Annotated in this window: 17 protein-coding genes and 1 pseudogene; 14 read left to right on the forward strand and 4 right to left on the reverse strand. The window is 62.7% G+C overall.

What is annotated here, in order from left to right:
• Positions 1 to 12: 12 nt before the first annotated feature.
• Positions 13 to 903: an ArgP/LysG family DNA-binding transcriptional regulator gene (locus O3298_RS28205; RefSeq protein WP_289914050.1), complete on the reverse strand. Its 891-nt coding sequence runs from the start codon at positions 901 to 903 to the stop codon at positions 13 to 15.
• A gap of 129 nt (positions 904 to 1,032) precedes the next feature.
• On the opposite strand from O3298_RS28205, the gene O3298_RS28210 reads away from it, so the two are divergent.
• Both O3298_RS28210 and O3298_RS28215 read left to right on the forward strand, forming a co-directional pair.
• On the forward strand, positions 1,033 to 2,481 hold the full coding sequence (locus O3298_RS28210) for a dihydrolipoyl dehydrogenase (RefSeq protein WP_305061103.1): 1,449 nt from the start codon (positions 1,033 to 1,035) through the stop codon (positions 2,479 to 2,481).
• 165 nt (positions 2,482 to 2,646) lie between these two features.
• Entirely contained in the window at positions 2,647 to 3,768 is a 1,122-nt protein-coding gene (locus O3298_RS28215) for an HD-GYP domain-containing protein (protein WP_305061104.1), read from the forward strand.
• A 113-nt stretch (positions 3,769 to 3,881) separates the two neighbouring features.
• Here the strand turns inward: O3298_RS28215 and O3298_RS28220 are convergent, their stop codons facing one another.
• Positions 3,882 to 4,367 carry an SRPBCC family protein gene (locus O3298_RS28220; protein ID WP_305061105.1) on the reverse strand — a complete coding sequence of 162 codons (486 nt, stop codon included), beginning with the start codon at positions 4,365 to 4,367 and terminating at the stop codon, positions 3,882 to 3,884.
• A 209-nt stretch (positions 4,368 to 4,576) separates the two neighbouring features.
• Here O3298_RS28220 and O3298_RS28225 point away from each other — a divergent pair, with 209 nt between their 5' ends.
• Positions 4,577 to 6,637, forward strand: coding sequence for a UvrD-helicase domain-containing protein (locus tag O3298_RS28225; RefSeq protein ID WP_086137636.1), 2,061 nt, complete (start codon positions 4,577 to 4,579; stop codon positions 6,635 to 6,637).
• Positions 6,638 to 6,644: 7 nt separating this feature from the next.
• Here O3298_RS28225 and O3298_RS28230 read toward each other — a convergent pair whose 3' ends face one another.
• Both O3298_RS28230 and O3298_RS28235 read right to left on the reverse strand, forming a co-directional pair.
• Entirely contained in the window at positions 6,645 to 7,001 is a 357-nt protein-coding gene (locus O3298_RS28230) for an addiction module antidote protein (RefSeq protein WP_305061106.1), read from the reverse strand.
• Positions 6,998 to 7,390: a type II toxin-antitoxin system RelE/ParE family toxin gene (locus O3298_RS28235; protein ID WP_251351553.1), complete on the reverse strand. Its 393-nt coding sequence runs from the start codon at positions 7,388 to 7,390 to the stop codon at positions 6,998 to 7,000. Before O3298_RS28235 ends, O3298_RS28230 begins: the two co-directional genes overlap by 4 nt.
• A gap of 160 nt (positions 7,391 to 7,550) precedes the next feature.
• On the opposite strand from O3298_RS28235, the gene O3298_RS28240 reads away from it, so the two are divergent.
• The 11 genes and pseudogenes from O3298_RS28240 (at position 7,551) to O3298_RS28290 (ending at position 20,000) form a co-directional block, all read left to right on the forward strand.
• Positions 7,551 to 7,769, forward strand: coding sequence for a SlyX family protein (locus O3298_RS28240; RefSeq protein ID WP_034753936.1), 219 nt, complete (start codon positions 7,551 to 7,553; stop codon positions 7,767 to 7,769).
• Positions 7,770 to 7,938: 169 nt separating this feature from the next.
• Positions 7,939 to 10,083 carry a M3 family metallopeptidase gene (locus O3298_RS28245; protein ID WP_369811646.1) on the forward strand — a complete coding sequence of 715 codons (2,145 nt, stop codon included), beginning with the start codon at positions 7,939 to 7,941 and terminating at the stop codon, positions 10,081 to 10,083.
• A gap of 223 nt (positions 10,084 to 10,306) precedes the next feature.
• Positions 10,307 to 12,460: a M3 family metallopeptidase gene (locus O3298_RS28250; RefSeq protein ID WP_289914046.1), complete on the forward strand. Its 2,154-nt coding sequence runs from the start codon at positions 10,307 to 10,309 to the stop codon at positions 12,458 to 12,460.
• A gap of 109 nt (positions 12,461 to 12,569) precedes the next feature.
• The gene (locus O3298_RS28255) at positions 12,570 to 12,782 is read left to right on the forward strand and encodes a VF530 family DNA-binding protein (protein WP_070219603.1); all 213 of its coding nucleotides are present in this window, start codon (positions 12,570 to 12,572) and stop codon (positions 12,780 to 12,782) included.
• Between the two features lie 11 nt (positions 12,783 to 12,793).
• On the forward strand, positions 12,794 to 13,072 hold the full coding sequence (locus tag O3298_RS28260; RefSeq protein WP_034753883.1) for a DUF4404 family protein: 279 nt from the start codon (positions 12,794 to 12,796) through the stop codon (positions 13,070 to 13,072).
• 237 nt (positions 13,073 to 13,309) lie between these two features.
• The gene (locus O3298_RS28265; RefSeq protein WP_305061165.1) at positions 13,310 to 15,571 is read left to right on the forward strand and encodes a YgiQ family radical SAM protein; all 2,262 of its coding nucleotides are present in this window, start codon (positions 13,310 to 13,312) and stop codon (positions 15,569 to 15,571) included.
• Positions 15,572 to 15,853: 282 nt separating this feature from the next.
• Positions 15,854 to 15,955 (forward strand): annotated as a pseudogene (locus O3298_RS29200) (zinc-ribbon domain-containing protein); the annotation flags it as partial.
• A gap of 240 nt (positions 15,956 to 16,195) precedes the next feature.
• Positions 16,196 to 16,927, forward strand: a complete 732-nt coding sequence (locus O3298_RS28275) for a hypothetical protein (RefSeq protein WP_305061109.1) — start codon at positions 16,196 to 16,198, stop codon at positions 16,925 to 16,927.
• Positions 16,928 to 16,974: 47 nt separating this feature from the next.
• A complete protein-coding gene (locus O3298_RS28280; RefSeq protein WP_289914043.1) occupies positions 16,975 to 17,700 on the forward strand; it encodes a hypothetical protein in 726 nt (241 codons plus the stop codon).
• A 65-nt stretch (positions 17,701 to 17,765) separates the two neighbouring features.
• Positions 17,766 to 18,896: a zinc ribbon domain-containing protein gene (locus tag O3298_RS28285; protein ID WP_143451411.1), complete on the forward strand. Its 1,131-nt coding sequence runs from the start codon at positions 17,766 to 17,768 to the stop codon at positions 18,894 to 18,896.
• 9 nt (positions 18,897 to 18,905) lie between these two features.
• Positions 18,906 to 20,000: a zinc ribbon domain-containing protein gene (locus O3298_RS28290; RefSeq protein ID WP_305061110.1), complete on the forward strand. Its 1,095-nt coding sequence runs from the start codon at positions 18,906 to 18,908 to the stop codon at positions 19,998 to 20,000.
• Positions 20,001 to 20,045: the final 45 nt, after the last annotated feature.

Here is a 20,045-nt window from a genome sequence, read left to right on the forward strand (position 1 = left end):
TAATTCACTGAATTAGTTCAGATAGTCGCGCGCGGACTTGACGATCTGCTCGGACAGCAGCTTGGTAAACGGCGTGTCCAGGGTCCAGGCGTGCCAGCTCAGCGGTACGTCGAGGGTACGGCCCGGCATCAGATCGACGAGACGGTCCGTCGCCAGCGCTTGCGCGGCCAGGCGCTGCGGCATCAAGCCATAGGCCAGGCCATCCTGGACGCAGCCGCGGCGCGCCGTTTCCACCGGCAAGGTGTGGTGCGGAAACGGTTCACGCATGTTCAATTGTTCCGCGAGGAAACGCGCCAGCAAGCCGTGCTGGCCCACGACGGCCGGCGCCAGTTGCACCGCTTCGGCAATAAAACCGTCGCCGAACCAGTGGCCCGCAAACACGGGCGTGGCCACGCAGACATAGCGCAAGGTGCCCAGCGGCGTGACGCTGGTGGCGGCCGCCGCATCGATCGCTGTGCCCGACTCGGCCGCCACGCAGCCGAACACGGAGCCGTCGCGCACCATCTGCAAGGCGCTGTCGCTGTCGGCCAGGCGCACGTCGAGCTGGCAGCGCGGCGGCGCCAGCAGGGCGGACAAGGTGTCGGGGAACCACGTGGCCAGGCTGTCGGCATCGATGGCGATGGCGATTTCCGGCATGCTGACGCTGTTGCCCAGGTCGATGTCGAGCGAGGCTTCCATCAGCTTGACGTTGCGGTGATGCACGATCAGGCGCTGGCCCAGGCCTGTCGGCACGGCTGGCTGGCCACGGATGATCAAGAGGCGCCCGCTGGCGTCTTCCAGCGCCTTGATGCGCTGCGAGACGGCCGACTGGGTGATGCCCAGCGCCAGGGCGGCCTTGTCGAAACTGCCATGGCTGGCGACGGCGTCCAGCACGGCGAGCGCGCGATAATCGAGTGATCCCATTAGCTCAGCTTATAAATTTTGAAAATGATTAGTTATACTAATGCATATATTGCTGCAAAGTAAAACCTTATTTTCAGCAAACGGGTAGTATCGAACGCTGTGAGCAACCTCAAACGGATGGACAGCGGCATGAAGACGATACGAGTGGATGTGGCCGTGATCGGCAGCGGCACGGCCGGCATGACGGCGCACAGGGCGGCGCGCATGCAGGGCAAGCGCGTGCTGATGATCGAAAGCGGGCCGTACGGCACGACGTGCGCCAGGGTGGGCTGCATGCCCAGCAAACTCTTGATCGCGGCGGCCGAGGCGGCCCATGCGGTGGCTGCCGCGCCGGCTTTCGGCGTGCATGCAGGCCCCGCGCGCATCGATGGCCGGCAAGTGATGGCCAGGGTGCGCAGCGAGCGCGACCGTTTTGTCGGCTTCGTGCTCGACGGCGTCAACGCCATTGCCGACGAAGAAAAACTGCGCGGCCATGCGCGTTTTATTTCCCCCGGCACATTGCAGGTGGATGAACACACCTTGGTGGAAGCGGCCAGCGTGGTGATCGCCACCGGTTCCACGGCCATCGTGCCGCCCGAGTGGCAGGCGGCGGGAGACAGAGTCATCACCAGCGACGCCGTGTTCGAGTGGACGGACTTGCCCGCTTCCGTGGCCGTGGTCGGCAGCGGCGTGATCGGCCTGGAACTGGGCCAGGCGCTGGCGCGTCTCGGCGTGCGCGTGACCCTGTTTGCGCGCGGCAATAAAGTCGCGCAGCTGACGGACCCGCTGGTGCTGCGCGAGGCGGACGCCGTGCTGGCGCGCGAACTCGATATCCGCTTCATGACCGGCGTCGCGCACGTGGCAAAAACGCCCGATGGCAAGGGCATCCTGCTCACCAGCCGTGATGCCGCGGGCGTGGAAAAAACCGAGCAGTTCGAGTATCTGCTGGCCGCCGTCGGCCGCCGCCCGAACGTGGACAAGATCGGCCTGGAAACGGCGCAGATCGAGCTCGACCGTCATGGTGTCCCCCTGCATGATGCGCACACCATGCAGTGCGGCAAGAGCGCCATCTTCATCGCCGGCGATGCCGACAATGCACTGCCGCTGCTGCCCGAGGCGGCCGACGAGGGCCGCATCGCGGGCGACAACGCGGCGCGCTTTCCGGACGTCAAACCGGGCTTGCGCCGCACGCCGTTGACGATCGCCTTCACGGAACCGCAGATCGCCACCCTGGGCGCGACATACCAGCAATTGTGCGTGAGCCACGCGGGCCGTTTCGCCGTCGGCGCCGTGTCGTTCGGCAACCAAGGCCGCAGCCGCGTGATGCTGCAAAACCAGGGCTTGCTGCGCGTGTATGCGGAATTCGGCAGCAAGCGCTTTCTCGGCGCCGAGCTGATCGGCCCACGGGCGGAACACCTGGGCCATTTGCTGGCCTGGGCGTGCCAGGCGCAGCTGACCGTGCCGGCCATGCTCGACATGCCGTTTTACCACCCCGTCATCGAGGAAGGCGTGCGCACGGCCTTGCGCGAACTGGCGCAGCACCTGGAAAAAGACCTGGAACACGCGCCCGGCTGCGCCGACTGCACCCCCGGCCCTTGAATGCAACTTTGTGATTTACATAATTTTGTAGACAAGCTCACATGATTGCGCGATCATCGCTGCCACATTGAAATATTGATTAAAAGCAAAAAACATTTCAATCGGTACATACCGCTGATGCCAGGATGGTAAAAACAGGCGGGTGCAGGCGATGATGGAGACGATGTGAAAATTCGGCGCATTTACGCAGGAGAACTCGCACTGGGCGTGGCCCTGCCCTGGGACGTGCACGGCGAAACGGGCGGCTTGCTGGCCAGGCTGGGCCATGTCATCAGCAGCGAAAACCAGATCGCATTGCTGCTGGCGCGCGGCGTCATCGCCGATGCCAGTGCCGACGTGCCGCGCACGGCCACGGAAGCGCCGTCGGCCTTGCGCATGCTGAACCTCGTCACGGCGGGCCTGGCCCTCGTCTTGCCGGCCATTGCCACTGGGCAAGCGGGCAGCCACCTGCCGCTGGCCGCGCTGGCGCAGCTGGTGGAAGAGGCTGTCGTGCTGGACGCCGACGTGGCGCTGGCCTGCATCTTGCACAACCAGGGCGCGGGGGACTTTGCCGTGCGCCACAGCGTCGACACGGCCGTCATCACGGCCTTGCTGGCGCGCGCCCTGAAACTCGATGAGGGCGTGATCCGCAGCGTGGTGCTGGCCGCGCTGAGCATGAATGTGGGCATGCTGGAACGCCATGCGGATTTTCAGCACAAGGCGGGGCCGCTGGATGCGCAGGAACGCGCCTATTTGCGCGCCCATCCGCAAGCCGGTGTCGACTTGCTGCGCGCGACGGGCGTGACGGACGCCGTCTGGCTGCAAGCCGTGTTGCAGCACCATGAAAATATCGATGGCAGCGGCTATCCGCTGGGCACGCAAGGCGAGGCGATCGGCATCGGCGCCCGCCTGATCATGCTGGCCGACCGCTATTGCGCGCGCGTCTCGAAGCGCAGCTACCGCCAGCCCTTGCTGCCGAACGTGGCCCTGCGCGAAATGTTGATGGCCGACAAGGCCACCCTGGATGCGCCGCTGGCCTCGCTGCTGGTGCGCGAGCTGGGCATCTATCCCGTCGGCACCTTCGTGAAACTGTTGAATGGAGAAATCGGCGTCGTCACGCGCAAGGGCTTGAATGCCACCACGCCCCACGTGCAATCGCTGATCGGCCCCCGCGGCGCACGCCTGGACGTGCCGCTGCGGCGCGATACGCGCGTGGATTTGCACGCCATCCGCGAAGTGCTCAGCGCGGAGCAGGCGGGCTTGCAGTTCCGGCCCGACCAGCTATGGGGCCGCAGCGCCAGAACGTAGAGCGCCTGGAAAGACGCCCATGGCGTTGTTGCATTGCCTAGTCGTACTTTCGTACTGCCTTCGGCAATGCGCCTAGCCCTGAGCGTTTTCCAGACACTCTCTACATGAATAGCTTAATTCAGCAAACCCGCATCGAGCCGCCCTTCGAGCGCCAGTTCGCGCATGATGCGCACGGTGTCGATGTCGGACTCCTTGTAGGCGGAGCGGCGGAAGTCGTCGTACAGGGCGTTGGCCGCATCGGTGGCCGCGTCGTGGCCGTCGTCGTACTGGAAGCGCACCCACAGGCTCGCTTCGTCGGGCATCTCGATGGTCATCACCAGCGAGGAGGCACTGATATCCTGTTGCGCCGGCACTTCGTAGCGCACCTGCAGTTGCGGCACCAGCACCACCTTGTCGTTGATGACCAGTTCGCCATAGCGCAGGCTGCGCGCGAAACCGGCGTCGCTGCGCTCGCTGATCTGGCATTCGTCCAGGTGGGGCACGAACAGCTTCGGCGATTCGGCGCGCAAGACGAGGCCGCGCCAGACCTGTTCCAGGGTCAAGGTGTCGATCAGCGGGTTCAAGGGATCGTTGATTTCAATCAGGTGTTCAAATTTCATGGGACTGCCATTCGGTAAGTGGGCGCGCAGGGGCGATATAGGCGGAATGGTACTCCAGGCGTGGCATCGCCGCACGCATTGCAGCGGCTCAGATGGCGGCATATGGCGATATATCAATGCCGTTGCCTGTTTTTCGGGCATGCGCCAGCGTGCAAAAGGCGGGCGCGACGCTGTTACAATGGGCTGCTGTTCCCTGCGGAAATACCCTGATGTCCAAAGCACCACAGTTCGGTCTGAATGCGCCCCAAAGCGAAGCGGTAACCTACCTCGACGGCCCCTGCCTGGTGCTGGCGGGCGCCGGCTCGGGCAAGACGCGCGTGATCACGCAAAAGATCGCCCATCTGATCGAAGACCGGGGCTATGACCCGCGCACCATCGCCGCCTTGACCTTCACCAACAAGGCGGCGTTGGAAATGCAGGAACGCATCGCCAAGCTGTTGAAACAGCCGCGCCAGGCCAAGCAGTTGACGGTGTCGACTTTCCACTCGCTGGGCGTGAAAATCCTGCGCCAGGAAGCCAATGGCGTGGGGCTGAAGGACCGCTTTTCCATCATGGACAGCGACGACTGTTTTTCCCTCGTGCAAGACCTCGCCATTACCACCGATAAACAGGTGATCCGTGGCATCCAGAACGCCATGTCCTTGTGGAAAAATGGCCTGATCGATCCGGATATGGCCCTGGCGCAAGCCAAGGATGAGGACGAGGCGAACGCGGCGCGCATCTACCGCAGCTACGTGGCAACGCTCTCCGCCTACCAGGCCGTCGATTTCGACGATCTGATCCGCCTGCCGGTGGAACTGTTCCGCAACAACGGCCCCGTGCGCGACAAGTGGCAGCGCCGTTTGCGCTATCTGCTGGTCGACGAGTACCAGGATACGAACACTTGCCAGTACGAACTGGTGAAACTGATGGTGACGGGCATCGGCAAGAAGCCGATGTTTACGGCCGTGGGCGACGACGACCAGGCGATCTATGCGTGGCGCGGCGCCACCGTGGAAAACCTGAAGACCTTGGAGACGGATTTCCCCGATTTGCGCGTGATCAAGCTGGAGCAAAATTACCGCTCCACCATGCGCGTGCTCAATGCGGCCAATGCCGTCATCGGCAACAATCCCAAACTGTTTGAAAAGTCGCTGTGGTCGGAACACGGCCTGGGCGAGCCGATCAAGGTGCTGGGCATGCAGACGGACGAGCAGGAAGCGGAGCAGGTCGCCATCATGATCTCGGCCGACCATTTCGAGCGCAAGAACAAATTTTCGGATTACGCCATTTTGTACCGCGGCAACCACCAGGCGCGCATCATCGAGCAGTGCCTGCGCAAGGAACGCATTCCGTACACGATCTCGGGCGGCCAGAGTTTCTTCGACAAGGCGGAGATCAAGGACATCATCAGCTACCTGCGCCTGCTGGCGAACGAAGACGACGATCCGGCGTTTATTCGCGCCGTGACGACGCCGCGCCGGGGCGTGGGCCAGTCGACGCTGGAGGTGCTGGGGGCGTTTTCGGGCCAGTGGCAGTGCTCGCTGTTCCAGGCCGTCTTTAAAGGCGGCATCGAAGCCAAGCTGACGGACCGCCAGCTGGGGCCGCTGCGCGACTTCTGCAACTTCATCAACGACCTGGAATCGCGCGCCAGCCGTCCCGGCGCGGCCGGCAGCGGCGACAACGCGGCCGAAGTGCTGGACGACATGATGAAGGAAATCCACTACGAATCGTATCTGTACGATGCCTTCGAGGAACGCCAAGCGCAAAGCAAGTGGCAGAACGTGCTGGAATTCGTCAATTGGCTCAAGGAACGGGGCCGGGGCGGCAAGGACCGCGACGGCGAAGAAAAGAACGTGCTGGAATTGACGCAGATGGTGGCCCTGATGACCATGCTGGAAGGCAAGGACGAGGAGCAGGACGCCGTGCGCATGTCCACCCTGCACGCGTCGAAAGGTCTTGAGTTTCCGCACGTATTCCTGGTCGGCGTGGAAGAGGGGATCTTGCCGCACAAGGGCGACGCGGATGCGCCGGCCGAAACCATCGCCGCGCGCATCCAGGAAGAGCGGAGGCTGATGTACGTGGGCATCACGCGCGCCCAGCGCACCTTGCACGTCACCTGGTGCAAGAAGCGCAAGCGGGCCGGCGAGCAAGTCCATTGCGACCCGTCGCGTTTCATCAAGGAAATGCAACTCGACGTGGGCGACGCCGTGCCCACGGAAGCGGAAGTGATTTCGCCGAAAGAACGGCTGGCGCGCATGAAGGCCTTGCTTGCCGCGCCCAAGGCTTGAGTGGCGCTCAGGCTTCCACGGTGCCGTCCGGCGTGGTTTTCGGCACGATGGCCAGCTGCATGCCCAGCGCATCGAGCATTTTCAAGATGGTTTCGAAGCGCGGCTTGCTGCCTTCGCGCAAGGCTTTATACGCGCCTTCACGCGTGATGTCGGCACGGGCCGCCACCTTGCCCATGCCGTAGGCGCGCACCACGTCGTTCATGGCCGACTGGAACAGTTCGGCATTGCCGGTGGCGACGATTTCGCTCATGTAGGCGGCCACGGCGGCCTTGCTGGTCAGGTGTTGCGTCGGGTCGAATTTGCTCAGTCCCAATGCTTCCAGGTCGTCGAGGTCGAAGGTGTCGTGGTCGATGTCGTGGTTCATTTCTTTCGTACTCCTGTCGAGGGGCTTGCCGCTGCTTTCTTGAGGGCTGCCTGCCGGGCTTTCAGCTCCCGCAGGATGGCTTGCGCCTGCCTGATGTCGCGCTGCTGGCTGGATTTATTGCCGCCCAACAGCAGCAAGATCAGGGTGCCCCGGTTCGTTTCATGAAAATACACGCGCCAGCCCGGTCCCGTCTGTAAAAAACGCAGTTCGCACACGCCTTCACCCACTGGCCGCCAGTCGCCCTTTTTACCGTGCTGCAAATGCTTGATGCGCGCATCGATGGCGGCGGCCGCCACATCGTGCAGGGAATCTTCCCAGCGCCGATATTCTGCCGTCTTGCGCGTGTCGATCAGCAGTGGCTCGGTTGGTGTTGGTGTTGGTTCAACCATTGTAATCGTTTATTCTCATTCGTCAAGCGGCTTGATCAAGCTATAAGGAGAGAATAGGCAAGAATCGGCGCCGCACCGGGAAGAATGCCGTTTGTTTGTTCTGGCGCACGCCGCTGCGGCGGTAGAATGCCGCTTTCAGTCAGAAATGAGCAGAAGCACCATGGACAATGCAGAACAGATGGAAGTACGTTTCGTCGATATCGAAATCAAGCTGGCGCAGCAGGAAGACTTGGTCGAGTCGCTGAACCAGATGGTGTACCAGCAGGGCAAACGCATCGACCAGCTGGAAGCCATGCTGCACAAGCTGGGCGAGCACGTGCGCGACGGGGCGCAGCAGGCAAATGGCGGGCTGGTCAACGAACGTCCGCCGCATTACTAAATCGGCATCGTGATGCGGGGCACATGAAAACCGTTCATTACTGGCGGGCGCGTTACCATCGGTAGTTGCTGGTGACGCAAGTGTTTCAGGCTGTTATTATTTCAGGCTGGCCCGCGACACAATCGCGGCTCTCTTGCGTTCCTTGAAAGTAGACATGACCCGTCCAACAATGCTCGTCATCGCCGCCAGCCTGATGCTGGCGCCAGCCGCTTTTGCCGCTACCGCCACCACCGCGCCAAGCACCGCCGCTACCGCGGCCGCGGCGCTGCCCGTTTCGAACCCGTTTGCGCAGGCCAGCAGCCTGCCTTTCAACTATCCGCCGTTCGACAAGGTGCAGGACGCTGACTACGCGCCCGCCTTTACGGCAGGCATGGCCGCTAACCTGGCGGAAATCAATGCCATCGCAAATAACCCGAAAGCAGCCACCTTCGACAACACCATCGTGGCCATGGAACGCTCGGGCCAGTTGCTGAGCCGCGTGCGCACCGTGTTTTCCGTGATGTCCGGTTCGAACACGAATGACACGATCCAGGGCCTGGAACGCGAACTGGCGCCGAAAATGGCGGCCCACAGCGACGCGATCATGCTCAACGACAAATTGTTCAAGCGCATCGACACCCTGTACGCCAAGCGCGGCAAGCTGGGCCTGGATGCGGAATCGAAACGCTTGCTGGAACGCTATCACACGGACTTCGTGCGCGCGGGCGCCAAGCTGTCGGCGGCGGACAAGGAAAAGCTGCGCGCCTACAACGGCCAGCTGGCTGCCCTGTCGACCAAGTTCGCACAGAACGTGCTGAAGGAATTGAACGCGTCGGCCGTCGTCGTCGATACGCGCGAAGAGCTGGACGGCCTGTCGCCGGCCGCCATCGAAGTGGCCGCCGGCCTGGCCAAGAAGCGCGGCCTGGACGGTAAATACGTGATCGCCCTCGTCAACACGACGGGCCAGGCGCCGCTGTCGCTGCTGACCAATCGCGCCGTGCGCGAACGCATCATGGCCGCTTCGCAAGCGCGCGGCAGCCGTGGCGGCGAGTTCGACAACACCCAGGAAGTGCTGGAACTGGCGAAACTGCGCGCCGAACGTGCCGCGCTGATGGGCTACCCGAACTACGCGGCCTACTCGCTGGAAGACCAGACGGCGCACGACACGACCGCCGTGAACGCCCTGCTGGGCGAGTTGGCGAAGCCGGCCGTCGTCAATGCGCGCCGTGAAGCGGACGATATCCAGAAGGTCATCGATGCGGGCAAAGGCGGCTTCAAGGTAGGCGCCGCCGACTGGGCCTTCTATAGCGACAAAGTGCGCGCCGAACGCTACAACTTTGATGAAAATCAACTCAAACCGTACTTTGAAATGCACAGCGTGCTGACCAAGGGCGTGTTCTTTGCCGCAGGTAAATTGTACGGCTTGACCTTCAAGCAGCGCACCGACTTGCCCGTCTACAACACCGACATGCTGGTGTACGACGTCTTCAATGAAGACGGCACGCAGCTGGCCATCTTTACCTTGGACCCTTACGCGCGCAGCAACAAACGCGGCGGCGCCTGGGCGAATGCCTACGTGGGCCAGTCGACCTTGCTGAACCGCAAGCCGGTGATTGCGAATAACCTCAACATTCCGAAGCCGGAAGCGGGCCAGCCGACCCTGATGACGTTTGACGAAGTCAACACCATGTTCCACGAATTCGGCCATGCGCTGCACGGCATGTTCTCGAACGTGAAATACCCGCGCTTTGCCGGCACCAGCGTGCCGCGCGACTTCGTCGAATACCCGTCGCAAGTCAATGAAATGTGGGCGCTGTGGCCGGAAGTGCTGCAAAACTACGCCAAGCACTATCAGACGGGCGCGGCCATCCCGGCCGAGCTGCTGGCGAAGGTGACGGCGGCCGACAATTTCAACCAGGGCTATAAAACCACGGAATACCTGGCGTCGGCCCTGCTGGACCAGCGCTGGCACCAGCTGACCCCGGCACAGATCCCTACCGACGTGCTGGCGTTTGAAAAAACCGCCTTGAGCGACGCGGGCGTCGATTTCGCCCCGGCGCCGCCGCGCTATCGCACCACCTACTTCTCGCACGCATTTGCGGGCGGTTATTCGGCCGGCTACTACGCCTACCTGTGGTCGGAAAAGCTGGACGCCGACACGGTCGAGTGGTTCAAGGAAAACGGCGGCTTGACGCGCAAGAACGGCGACTGGTTCCGCAATAAACTGCTGTCGCGCGGCGGCAGCGCCGATGCGCTCGACATCTACCGCAACTTCCGCGGCCGCGATGCGAAGATCGAGCCGCTGCTGGAACGCCGTGGCTTGAACGCCAAGTAATCCCCCGTCACCGGCCTGGCCGGTGCTGAATATCGATGGCCGCCCTGCAACGGGCGGCCATTTTTATTTGGCGATTCTACTCGTAAACCGTGGTAAACCGCGCAGTTGGCGTGATGCACCACAGGATCGCCCATGTTGGATGACGCCTGTGTGACAGACTGCTATGATCTGCCACTGGCCCGCGACGCGATCGCGGTTCTTCCCGCGCTTCCTGAAAGATGTCATGATCCGTCCACAACTGCTCGTCATCGCCGCCAGCGTCATGCTGGCCCACGCCGCCCCATCCGCCATGGCTGCCGCCACTGCAAAAACCGCGCCTGCCGCCGCCGTCAGCGCCCAGAACCCTCTGCTCAAAGCGAGCCCGCTGCCATTCCAGATGCCGCAGTTCGGCCTGATCAAGGATGAACACTACGCGCCGGCGTTTGCCGAAGGCATGAAACGCCAGCTGGCCGAAGTCAACGCGATCGCCAGCAACCGCCAGGCGCCCACGTTCGAGAACACCATCGTGGCCCTGGAGCGCACGGGGCAGTTGCTGCACCGCGTGCAAAGCATCTTCAGCAACATGACCTCGACCAACACGAACAGCGTGCTCGAAGCGGTGGAAGTGGATGTGTCGCCGAAGCTGGCCGCGCATGGCGACGCCATCACCCTGAATCCGAAACTGTTTAACCGCATCGACACCCTGTACGCCAAGCGCGACAAGCTGGGCCTGGATGCCGAATCCCTGCGCCTCTTGGAACGCTATCACACGGATTTCGTGCGTGCCGGCGCCAAGCTGTCCGATGCGGACAAGGAAAAACTGAAAGCCTATAACGCCGAACAGGCGGGCCTGGAAACGGCTTTCGCGCAAAACGTGCTGAAGGAAACGAATGCCAAGAGCATCGTCGTCGACACGCGTCTTGAGCTGGCTGGCATGACGGACAGCGATATCGATACGGCCGCCACGGCAGCCAAGGAGCGCGGCTTGACGGGCAAGTTCGTCATCGCCCTCGTGAACACCAGCGGCCAGCCGCCGCTGGCGGTATTGACGGATCGCAAGACGCGCCAGCGCCTGATGGATGCGTCGCTGAACCGCGGCAGCCAGGGTGGCGAGTTCGACAATCGCGCCATCGTGCTGAAGCTGGCCAAGCTGCGTGCCGAACGGGCCACCTTGCTCGGCTACGCCAATTACGCCGCGTACTCGCTGGAAGACCAGACGGCCAAGACGACCACGGCCGTCAACACCCTGCTGTCGGAACTGGCGAAACCGGCCGTTGCCAATGCGCGCCGCGAAGCGGCCGACCTGCAGCAAATCGTCGATGCCGAGAAGGGCGGTTTCCAGGTGGCAGCAGCCGACTGGGCCATCTACACGGACAAGCTGCGCAAGCAGCGTTTCAATTTCGATGAAAACGAGTTGAAACCGTACCTGGAATTGAACAGCGTGCTGAACAACGGCGTCTTCTTTGCCGCGAACAAGTTGTATGGCATCAGCTTCAAAGAACGCAAGGACTTGCCGGTGTACAACCCGGACGTGCGCGTCTACGACGTGCTCGACGCCAACGGCAAGCCGCTGGCCCTGTTCATCGCCGACTTCTATGCGCGCGGCAACAAGCATGGCGGCGCGTGGATGAATGAATACGTGTCGCAGTCGATGCTGATGGGCACGCATCCCGTCGTGGCCAACCAGCTGAACATTCCAAAGCCGCCCGCCGGCCAGCCGACCTTGTTGACGTTCGATGAAGTGACGACCATGTTCCACGAATTCGGCCATGCGCTGCACGGCATGTTTTCGAACGTGAAATACCCGCGCTTTGCCGGCACCAGCGTGCCGAGCGACTTCGTCGAGTATCCATCGCAAGTCAATGAAATGTGGGCCGTCTGGCCGGAAGTGCTGCAAAACTATGCCAAGCACTACCAGAGCGGCGCGGCCATGCCGCAGGAATTGCTCGACAAGGTGACGGCGGCGAAGAAATTCAACCAGGGTTTCATGACGACGGAATACCTGTCGGCGGCCCTGCTGGACCAGCGCTGGCACCAGCTGGCGCCTAGCCAGGTCCCGACCGACGTGCTGGCCTTTGAAGCGGCCTCGCTGAAGGATGCGGGCGTCGATTACGCGCCTGTGCCGCCGCGCTACCGCACCAGCTACTTCTCGCACAGCTTCTCCGGCGGCTACTCGGCGGCGTATTACGCCTACCTGTGGTCGGAAAAGCTGGACGCGGAATCGGTCAACTGGTTCAAGGAAAACGGCGGTCTGACGCGCAAGAATGGCGACTGGTTCCGCAGCAAATTGCTGTCGCGCGGCGGCAGCGTCGATGCGCTGCAGCTGTTCCGCGACTTCCGCGGCCGCGATGCCACCGTGGAACCATTGCTGGAACGCCGTGGCTTGAACGCCAAGTAAGACGTCCCCATCAGAAGCTTGCGTTGCGTTGACCTGGCGCACGCAAGCTTTCCGTGCCGGCGGCGTAGAATTGAGTAAGATGTAAACAAGAAGGCAGTCGAAAGAGTATATGAGTCAGCAAGATTTGAATGGCATTACCCTGGAAGGTATCGTGACGCGCCTGCACGCCCACTACGGTTGGGACGGCCTGGCCAAGCACATCGATATCAATTGCTTCATCAGCGATCCCAGCATCAAGTCGAGCCTGAAGTTTTTGCGCAAGACCCCGTGGGCCAGGAGCAAGGTGGAACAGTTGTTCCTGGACACGCAATTTACTGACTGACAGGAAAAAACATGGATAGCAAACTCAAGGAATCGCTGCAACAACTGCATTCGACGCTGGAAACCAGCGGCCCCGTCGATGAAGAACTGCATGGTTTGCTGCAAAAACTCGATGTCGACATCAAGTTGCTGATGGAAAAGCGCGCCGCGCAGGAACAGGAAGAAGAGTCGACCACCTATGGACTGGCCGAGCGCAGCCAGGAATTGTCGGCCAAGTTTGCCGTCAAGCATCCGAAACTGGAGCCGGCGCTGCGAGAACTTGGTGAGATTCTAGCCAATATGGGTATTTAATTTAACCCTAAAGCAACATCTGGGGTCAGACCCGCCGGGTCTGACCCCAAGGGCCTCTTTCTCCCAAGTAATTGAAAATTAAACGTTTTTTGTACTGAAATCCAACAGTAAAAAGCAGGCCGTCAGGTTGGAAATGGCCAATTCCGGTACAATCCGTACCCTATGAGCTCCCCTACCAATTTATTTGCGACCGTTCCCAAGCGGTCTGCCCGCGCTGCCGTGGCGCCTTTCCTGCCGATGTCGCGTGCCGAGATGGACGCGCTGGGCTGGGACCAGTGCGACGTCATCCTCGTCACGGGCGACGCCTACATCGACCATCCGAGTTTCGGCATGGCCCTGGTCGGCCGCCTGCTCGAAGCGCAGGGTTACCGCGTCGGCATCATCAGCCAGCCGGACTGGCTGTCGGCCGACGCGTTCCGCATCCTCGGCAAGCCGCGCCTGTACTACGGCATTACCGCCGGCAACATGGATTCCATGGTCAACCAGTACACGGCCGACCGCAAGATCCGCTCCGACGACGCCTACACGGCGAACGCGGAACCGAACAAGCGTCCGGACCGCGCCGTCACGGTGTACGCCCAGCGCGCGCGCGAAGCGTATCCCGACGTGCCCATCGTCATCGGCAGCATCGAAGCGTCGCTGCGCCGCATCGCCCATTACGATTACTGGTCGGACAAGGTCCGCCGTTCCGTCTTGCCCGATTCCAAGGCTGATTTGTTGATCTTCGGCAATGCCGAGCGGGCGCTGGTCGACCTGACCCACCGCCTGGCTGCCGGTGAATCGATCAAGGATATCCGCGACTTGCGCGGCACGGCCTTCATGGTGCCGTCCGGCTGGCTGCCTGGCGACGACTGGGGCGTGCACAATTCCACCCGCGTCGACGTGCCGGGCAAGATCGACCCGCACTACAGCCCATACGAGATGGTGCAGGAAGACAAGACCGCCTGCGCGACCGAGAATGCGTCGAAATCGGCCGAAGTCATCAAGCCGATCCGCATCATGAGCCGCGAAGAGCGCCTGGCCATGGCCAAGGAAAAGCACGACAAGACGGTGGTGCGCCTGCCCGCCTACGACGTCGTCAAGGATGACCCCGTCATGTATGCGCACGCTTCGCGCGTGTTCCATCTGGAATCGAATCCCGGCAATGCGCGCGCCATGGTGCAGGCGCACGGCGAACGCGACGTGTGGCTCAACCCGCCGCCGCTGCCGCTGGCCATGGACGAGATGGATGGCGTGTACGACATGAATTATGCGCGCGCCCCGCATCCGAGCTATGGCAAGGCGCATATCCCGGCTTGGGAAATGATCCGCTTTTCCGTCAACATCATGCGCGGCTGCTTCGGCGGCTGTACTTTCTGCTCGATCACGGAACATGAAGGCCGCATCATCCAGAGCCGTTCGGAACCGTCGATCCTGCGCGAAATCGAGCATATCCGCGATAAAACCAAAGGCTTTACGGGCACCATTTCCGATATGGGTGGTCCGACGGCGAATATGTACCGCCTGGCGTGCAAAGAGAAAGAGATCGAAGTCTCGTGCCGCCGCCTGTCCTGCGTGTACCCGTCCATCTGCGTGAACCTGGGCACGGACCACAGCAAGCTCATTTCTCTGTACCGCAAGGCGCGCGCCATTCCCGGCATCAAGAAAGTCTTGATCAGCTCGGGCCTGCGCTACGACCTGGCCGTGCGTTCGCCCGAGTACGTGAAGGAACTGGTCACGCACCACGTGGGTGGCCTGTTGAAAATCGCGCCCGAGCATACGGAAGAGGGCACCTTGTCGAAGATGATGAAGCCCGGCATCGGCGCGTATGACGAGTTCAAGGAAATGTTCGACCGTTTCTCTTTGGAAGCAGGCAAGAAGCAGTATTTGATTCCCTACTTCATCGCCGCCCATCCGGGCACGACGGACGTGGACATGCTGAACCTGGCCCTGTGGCTGAAGAAAAACAATTTCAAGCTGGACCAGGTGCAAACCTTCATGCCCACGCCGATGGCCATGGCGACGACCATGTATCACACGCGCAAGAATCCTTTGCGCAAGGTGACGGCAGACTCGGAAGTGGTGGAAACGGCGCGCAGCGGCAAGATCCGCCGCACCCATAAAGCGTTCCTGCGTTACCAGGACCCGGCCAACTGGCCGATCCTGCGCGAAGCGCTGGTCAACATGGGCCGTGGCGACTTGATCGGCAATGGCGACAAGCATTTGATTCCTGCCTGGACCTCGTCCGAGTCGGGCGGCCTGGCCGCCGGCGAACGCAGCCGCCAGACGCATGGCGCCGGCACGCCGGACAAGTTCAAGGTCACGCCGGGCAAGAACCGTATCGCCCTGGGCGGTACGGCCGCGGCGCCGAAGGCGACCGCCGTCGAGTCGAAGGTGCGTCCATCGATCTTGTCGACCATCAAGACGAAGGCCAAGCCGGCCGCCGTGCCGATGGGCCGTGGCAGCAAGCCGCCAGCCAAGGGCGGCCATGCCGCGCCGGCACGGGGCGGACGCAAGTAAGCCGTCCTCGGCACCCCGGGCATCGCCTGAAAACCCGGCAACGCAGACAGCGTTGCCGGGTTTTTTGTTATCTGCGCACCAGGATGGGGCGCAAAAATGTGGGGGCAGCAGAATTTTTACCAATATTTAAAAAATGAATAGAGCAAAAGGCAATTTTCCCTTGTGGCAACTTGGTGTTTGAAAATATACTCGTTGAATATTTAGCCGTACGGCAACAATGCTGCCATTCTGGCAAGCGCCAGCGTACGCGCCTTCCAGCGTTTAGATGAAAAGAGATGCCAATTGAAATGCCTTTCCTGCCAGGCCGAGAATAAGCCAGGCGCAAAATTCTGCTCTTCCTGCGGCACGACGTTTGCCGTTGCTCCTGCCGCCCCCGCGCCGGGCAAATCCTGCGGCCAGTGCGGCCATGATTGCAAGCCGGATGCCAAGTTCTGCCCCAAGTGCGCATTCAGCTTTGCCGTGGCGCCCGTTGCCGCAGCGGAGCCGCCGCCGCTGCCAGAAGAGGTCATCGAGCCAGTCATCGAGGCTGCGATCGCCCCCGTGATCGAGCCGCTTGTCGAGCCCGTCACTGAGCCCGTCATTGCATCCATACCCGTGCCAGAACCTGAGCCTTCCCCGGCACCCGTGCCAGAGCCTGTCGCGCCGCCAGCGCCAGTGCTGGAAAAGCGCCGTGCCGATCCTGGCCCCGCAGCGGAACCTGCTCCCGCACCCGCCAGCGTGCCCGCAGCGGCATCCGACAGCAGCCCGGCCGGTGGCAGCCGCATCAAGCTGATCGTCGCAGCCGTCGCGGCGGTGGTGGTAGTGGGTGCGGCAGGCGGATACTATTACCTGTCAGCCAAGCCTGCCGAACCCGCGCCAATCCCCACGCCGACGCTTCCCGCCGAAGAAACGACGGCTGCCGCCGAGCAGCCGCTGGCCATCAGCGACCCAGCGTTCGATGGCGCCGCAACGGCAGACCATGCCGCGACACCTGCAGCCGAGCCTGAGCCTGAGCCAGCGGCAGCCCCCGCTCCAGTTCCTGCTCCGGCGCCAGCGCCAGCGCCAGCGCCAGCGCCAGCGCCAGCGCCAGCGCCAGCGCCAGCGCCAGCGCCGGCACCTGTCGCGGAAAAGCCCGCCAAGCCCGTCAAGGTGACGCCGCCGGCCGCGCCTGTCAGCAAGCCTTCCGGTCTCGAAAGCGTGATCACGGACAGCCTGTCGGAAGCGAGCCACTGCATGAGCCAGCGCAAATACGACTGTGCCATTGCCAACGCGAATGCCGTGTTGCGCATGGACACGGGCAACCGCTACGCGCTCGACATCAAGCGCAAGGCGAAAGAAGCGCAGGACAAGGCGCTGTCGCAAATCCAGATCGAGTAAGCCGCGCTGCTTGCCTTCCCCCTATTTTGATCTTTCCGGAGAATAACGTGAAAAACCTGAAACAAATGGCCAAGCCCCTGGTGGCGATGCTGGTCGTGTCCTCGATGCTGGCCGGTTGCGCCGCGCCGGGCGGCCCTGGCGCCACCGGCAATACCACTACCGCCGGCACGGACGCGGCCAGCGGCGAATGCAATACGGCCATGCTGGCCGGCATCGGCGCCGTCGTGGGCGGCTTGCTGGGCGGCGGCAACAACACCGTGCGCGGCGCGGCCCTGGGCGCCAGCCTGGGCGCGCTCGCCTGCGTGGCCTTGAATTATCAAAGCCAGCAAGTCAAGACGGCGCAGCAGGTGCAGACCGACTACAAGGTGGCCAACAAGGGCAAGCTGCCCGAGCAGTCGACCCTGGTGAAATACGAGACGGGCTTTACGCCGTCCTCCGTGCGTCCGGGCCAGAAGGCGCAGACCAATTCGTATATCGAAGTGGCGGCCGGCACGCGCGATCCGAACCCGCTGGTGGAAGAGGAATTGAGCCTGTACAAGCCAAATGGCGACTTGATCAAAACCGTGCGCAAGGTGGTCAGCAGCAATAACGGCAGCGGCGCCTACAAGGGCGGCTTCTCGATTCCCATGCCGGAAGGCGTGCCGCAGGGCATTTACCCGGTGCGCACGGCCCTGTATCTGAATAGCAAGCGCGTCGGTGGCCAGGACGTCAAGCTGCAGATCGTCCAGCGCCAGGCGCCGGCATCCGAGCTGCAACTGGCGCTGGCCTACTAACACCGTGCTACCACGGGGCGGCCAGGCAGGCCGTCCCCTTCCGATTTCCCCCTTTCAGGCTAGACATGACCATTTCCACAGAAGCAGCTAAACCTCTTCCCTTTTCTTCCGCCGTGGGCTCGCTGATCGAAGCGACCGACGCCATCAGGAACTTCCGCGCGATTGCCTTGCTGGCCCTGACCTTCATCGGTGCCGTGCTCGTCGGTGGCGTGCTGACGATGCTTGCCGGCGGCATGAGCAGTGCGTTGCTGGCCTTCCTGGGCGCCTTGATGGCCTTCCTCGTGATGTTCTACGGTTCCAATGCCGTGGGCATCCTGCTGATGCGCGATGCGCAAGGCCAGCCGGGCATGAGCCTGGTGGATGCCGTGCTCGTTTCGCTGTACACGAGCCACCGCCTGATCGCGGTCGTCTTCCTTGAATTTCTGATCGTGCTGGCGGCCATGATCGCCATCGCCATCATCTTGTTCGTCTGCAAGATCCCCGTGCTCGGCCCCGTGCTGTACGCGGTCGTTTTCCCGCTGTCGGCCATCGTGCTGGGCGTGCTGGTGTTTGCGCTGTTCTACGTGATGCTGCCGCTGGCCGGCCCTGCCGCCTGGTCGGGCGCCAGCGTGTTCCAGATCATTGCCCGCCTGAACCAGATCGTGCGCACCAAGCTGGTGTCCGTGATCTTGCTGGAAGTGCTGCTGTTCCTGATCACCGCGTTTGTGGCCCTGCTGATCTTTGGCGTGCTCGGTACCGGCGTGTCGCTCACCACGGGCATGTCGGCTGGCATCCTCAGCCTGGGCGAGATGAATATGTATGCGCTGGCTGCGGGCCTGGGTCGTGGCGGCTCCGGTTCCGGCTACATCGTCGCAGCCGGCCTGGGCGGCGGCTTGCTGATGGCGGCCGCGGCCGTAGTGCCTGGCCTGATCTTTACCAAGGGCGTGTGCATCATTTACCTGGACGCCACGCGCAATGTCGACTTCAGCGCCTCGGAAGCGAGCCTGAACGACGGCCTGGCCACGGTCAAGAAAAAAGCCGAGGAAGCGCGCGAGCGCGCGCGTGCCCTGGCCGAGCAGGCGAGCGCCCCCGCCGCGCCAGCCGCTGCCGCTGCACCGGCCGCCGCGCCGGTTGACAGCCTGCAGTGCCCAAGCTGCAAGGCACCGGTCGCATCCGATGATGTGTTTTGCGGCGAATGCGCGCATAAACTCAAGTAAAGGCACGCCATGGCTCACTTCTGCACCCAATGCGGCACCGCCCATGTTCCCGGCGCGCGTTTTTGCGATGAATGCGGCAAGGCCGTGAACGCCGCGCCGTCGCCCGCACCTGCGCCGTCGCCGTCGCCCGTCGCGCCCGTCAAGCCGACCGGTGTGCAGCGGCGCCACCTCCTCCTTGCCGGCGGCGTGCTGGCGGTGGTCGTCGTGGCCGGTGGCGCACTGGCGTGGTTGCTGGCGCCAGAGGCAGCCTCGTCCAGCAGTTTCAGCCGCGCCATCGATGCCCACCTGGCGGCCGACGAGGCGGCGCGCGACAAGTTGCTGTGCCTTGCCAACTTGCCGTATCAGAAGGAAGAGATCCGCGTGGCGTCGTACGACAGTTCTACTCGGCAATGGCTGGATATCCTCGTGCGTAGCGGGCTGTACAGCGCACCCGTCGAGCAAAGCAGCGGCGGCTGGGTTGCGCAATCGCAATTTGTCTATGCGCTGGCCGCGCCGGGCAAGGCGGCCTTGCGCGGCGACAAGCTGTGCGTGGCCAAGGGCGTGAAAGTGGCCAAGGTCAGCGGCTACGATCAGGTGCGCGACCTGGGCGAACAGCAAGTGGCGATGGCCAAGGCCACCCTGGCGTTGACCGATGAGGCGGCGTGGTTCGCCAAGTCGCCGGACCGCGCATTGATCCTGCAGCGCTTGCCGGACGGCGACCTGGAAGTGCGGCTGCCGCTGGCGCTGGTCGACAAGCAGTGGCAAGTCATCGACCAAGCGCAGATGAGCCAGGCGGCCATGACCGGTGTGATGGGCAAAGCGCGGGCGGCGCAGGGCGCGGGCATGCTGGACAAGCTGAAAGGCGTGTTCAGCTTTGGCGGCCACCCGGCCGTGGGGAAATGGCAGGCAGCGATGGGCAATGTCCTGGAATTTACACGCGACAGCGTGATCAATAACGGGACCTCGACCAGGGCCACCTTCACCACCAACGGCAATACCGTGACGATCGCACCGGAAGGCGCGGGCGAAACGGCCATGGACATTATCGTCAGCGACGATGGCAGCACGGCGCAGATCAGCATGGGCGGCATGCGGGTGACGACGCTGCGCCGCATGCGCGATTAAGAGGCTAAGCCGGCGGCGTAGCTTGCCGCCTTGCAGCATTCCAGA

Source organism: Janthinobacterium sp. SUN137 (assembly GCF_030587265.1).
Lineage (GTDB): Bacteria > Pseudomonadota > Gammaproteobacteria > Burkholderiales > Burkholderiaceae_D > Janthinobacterium > Janthinobacterium kumbetense.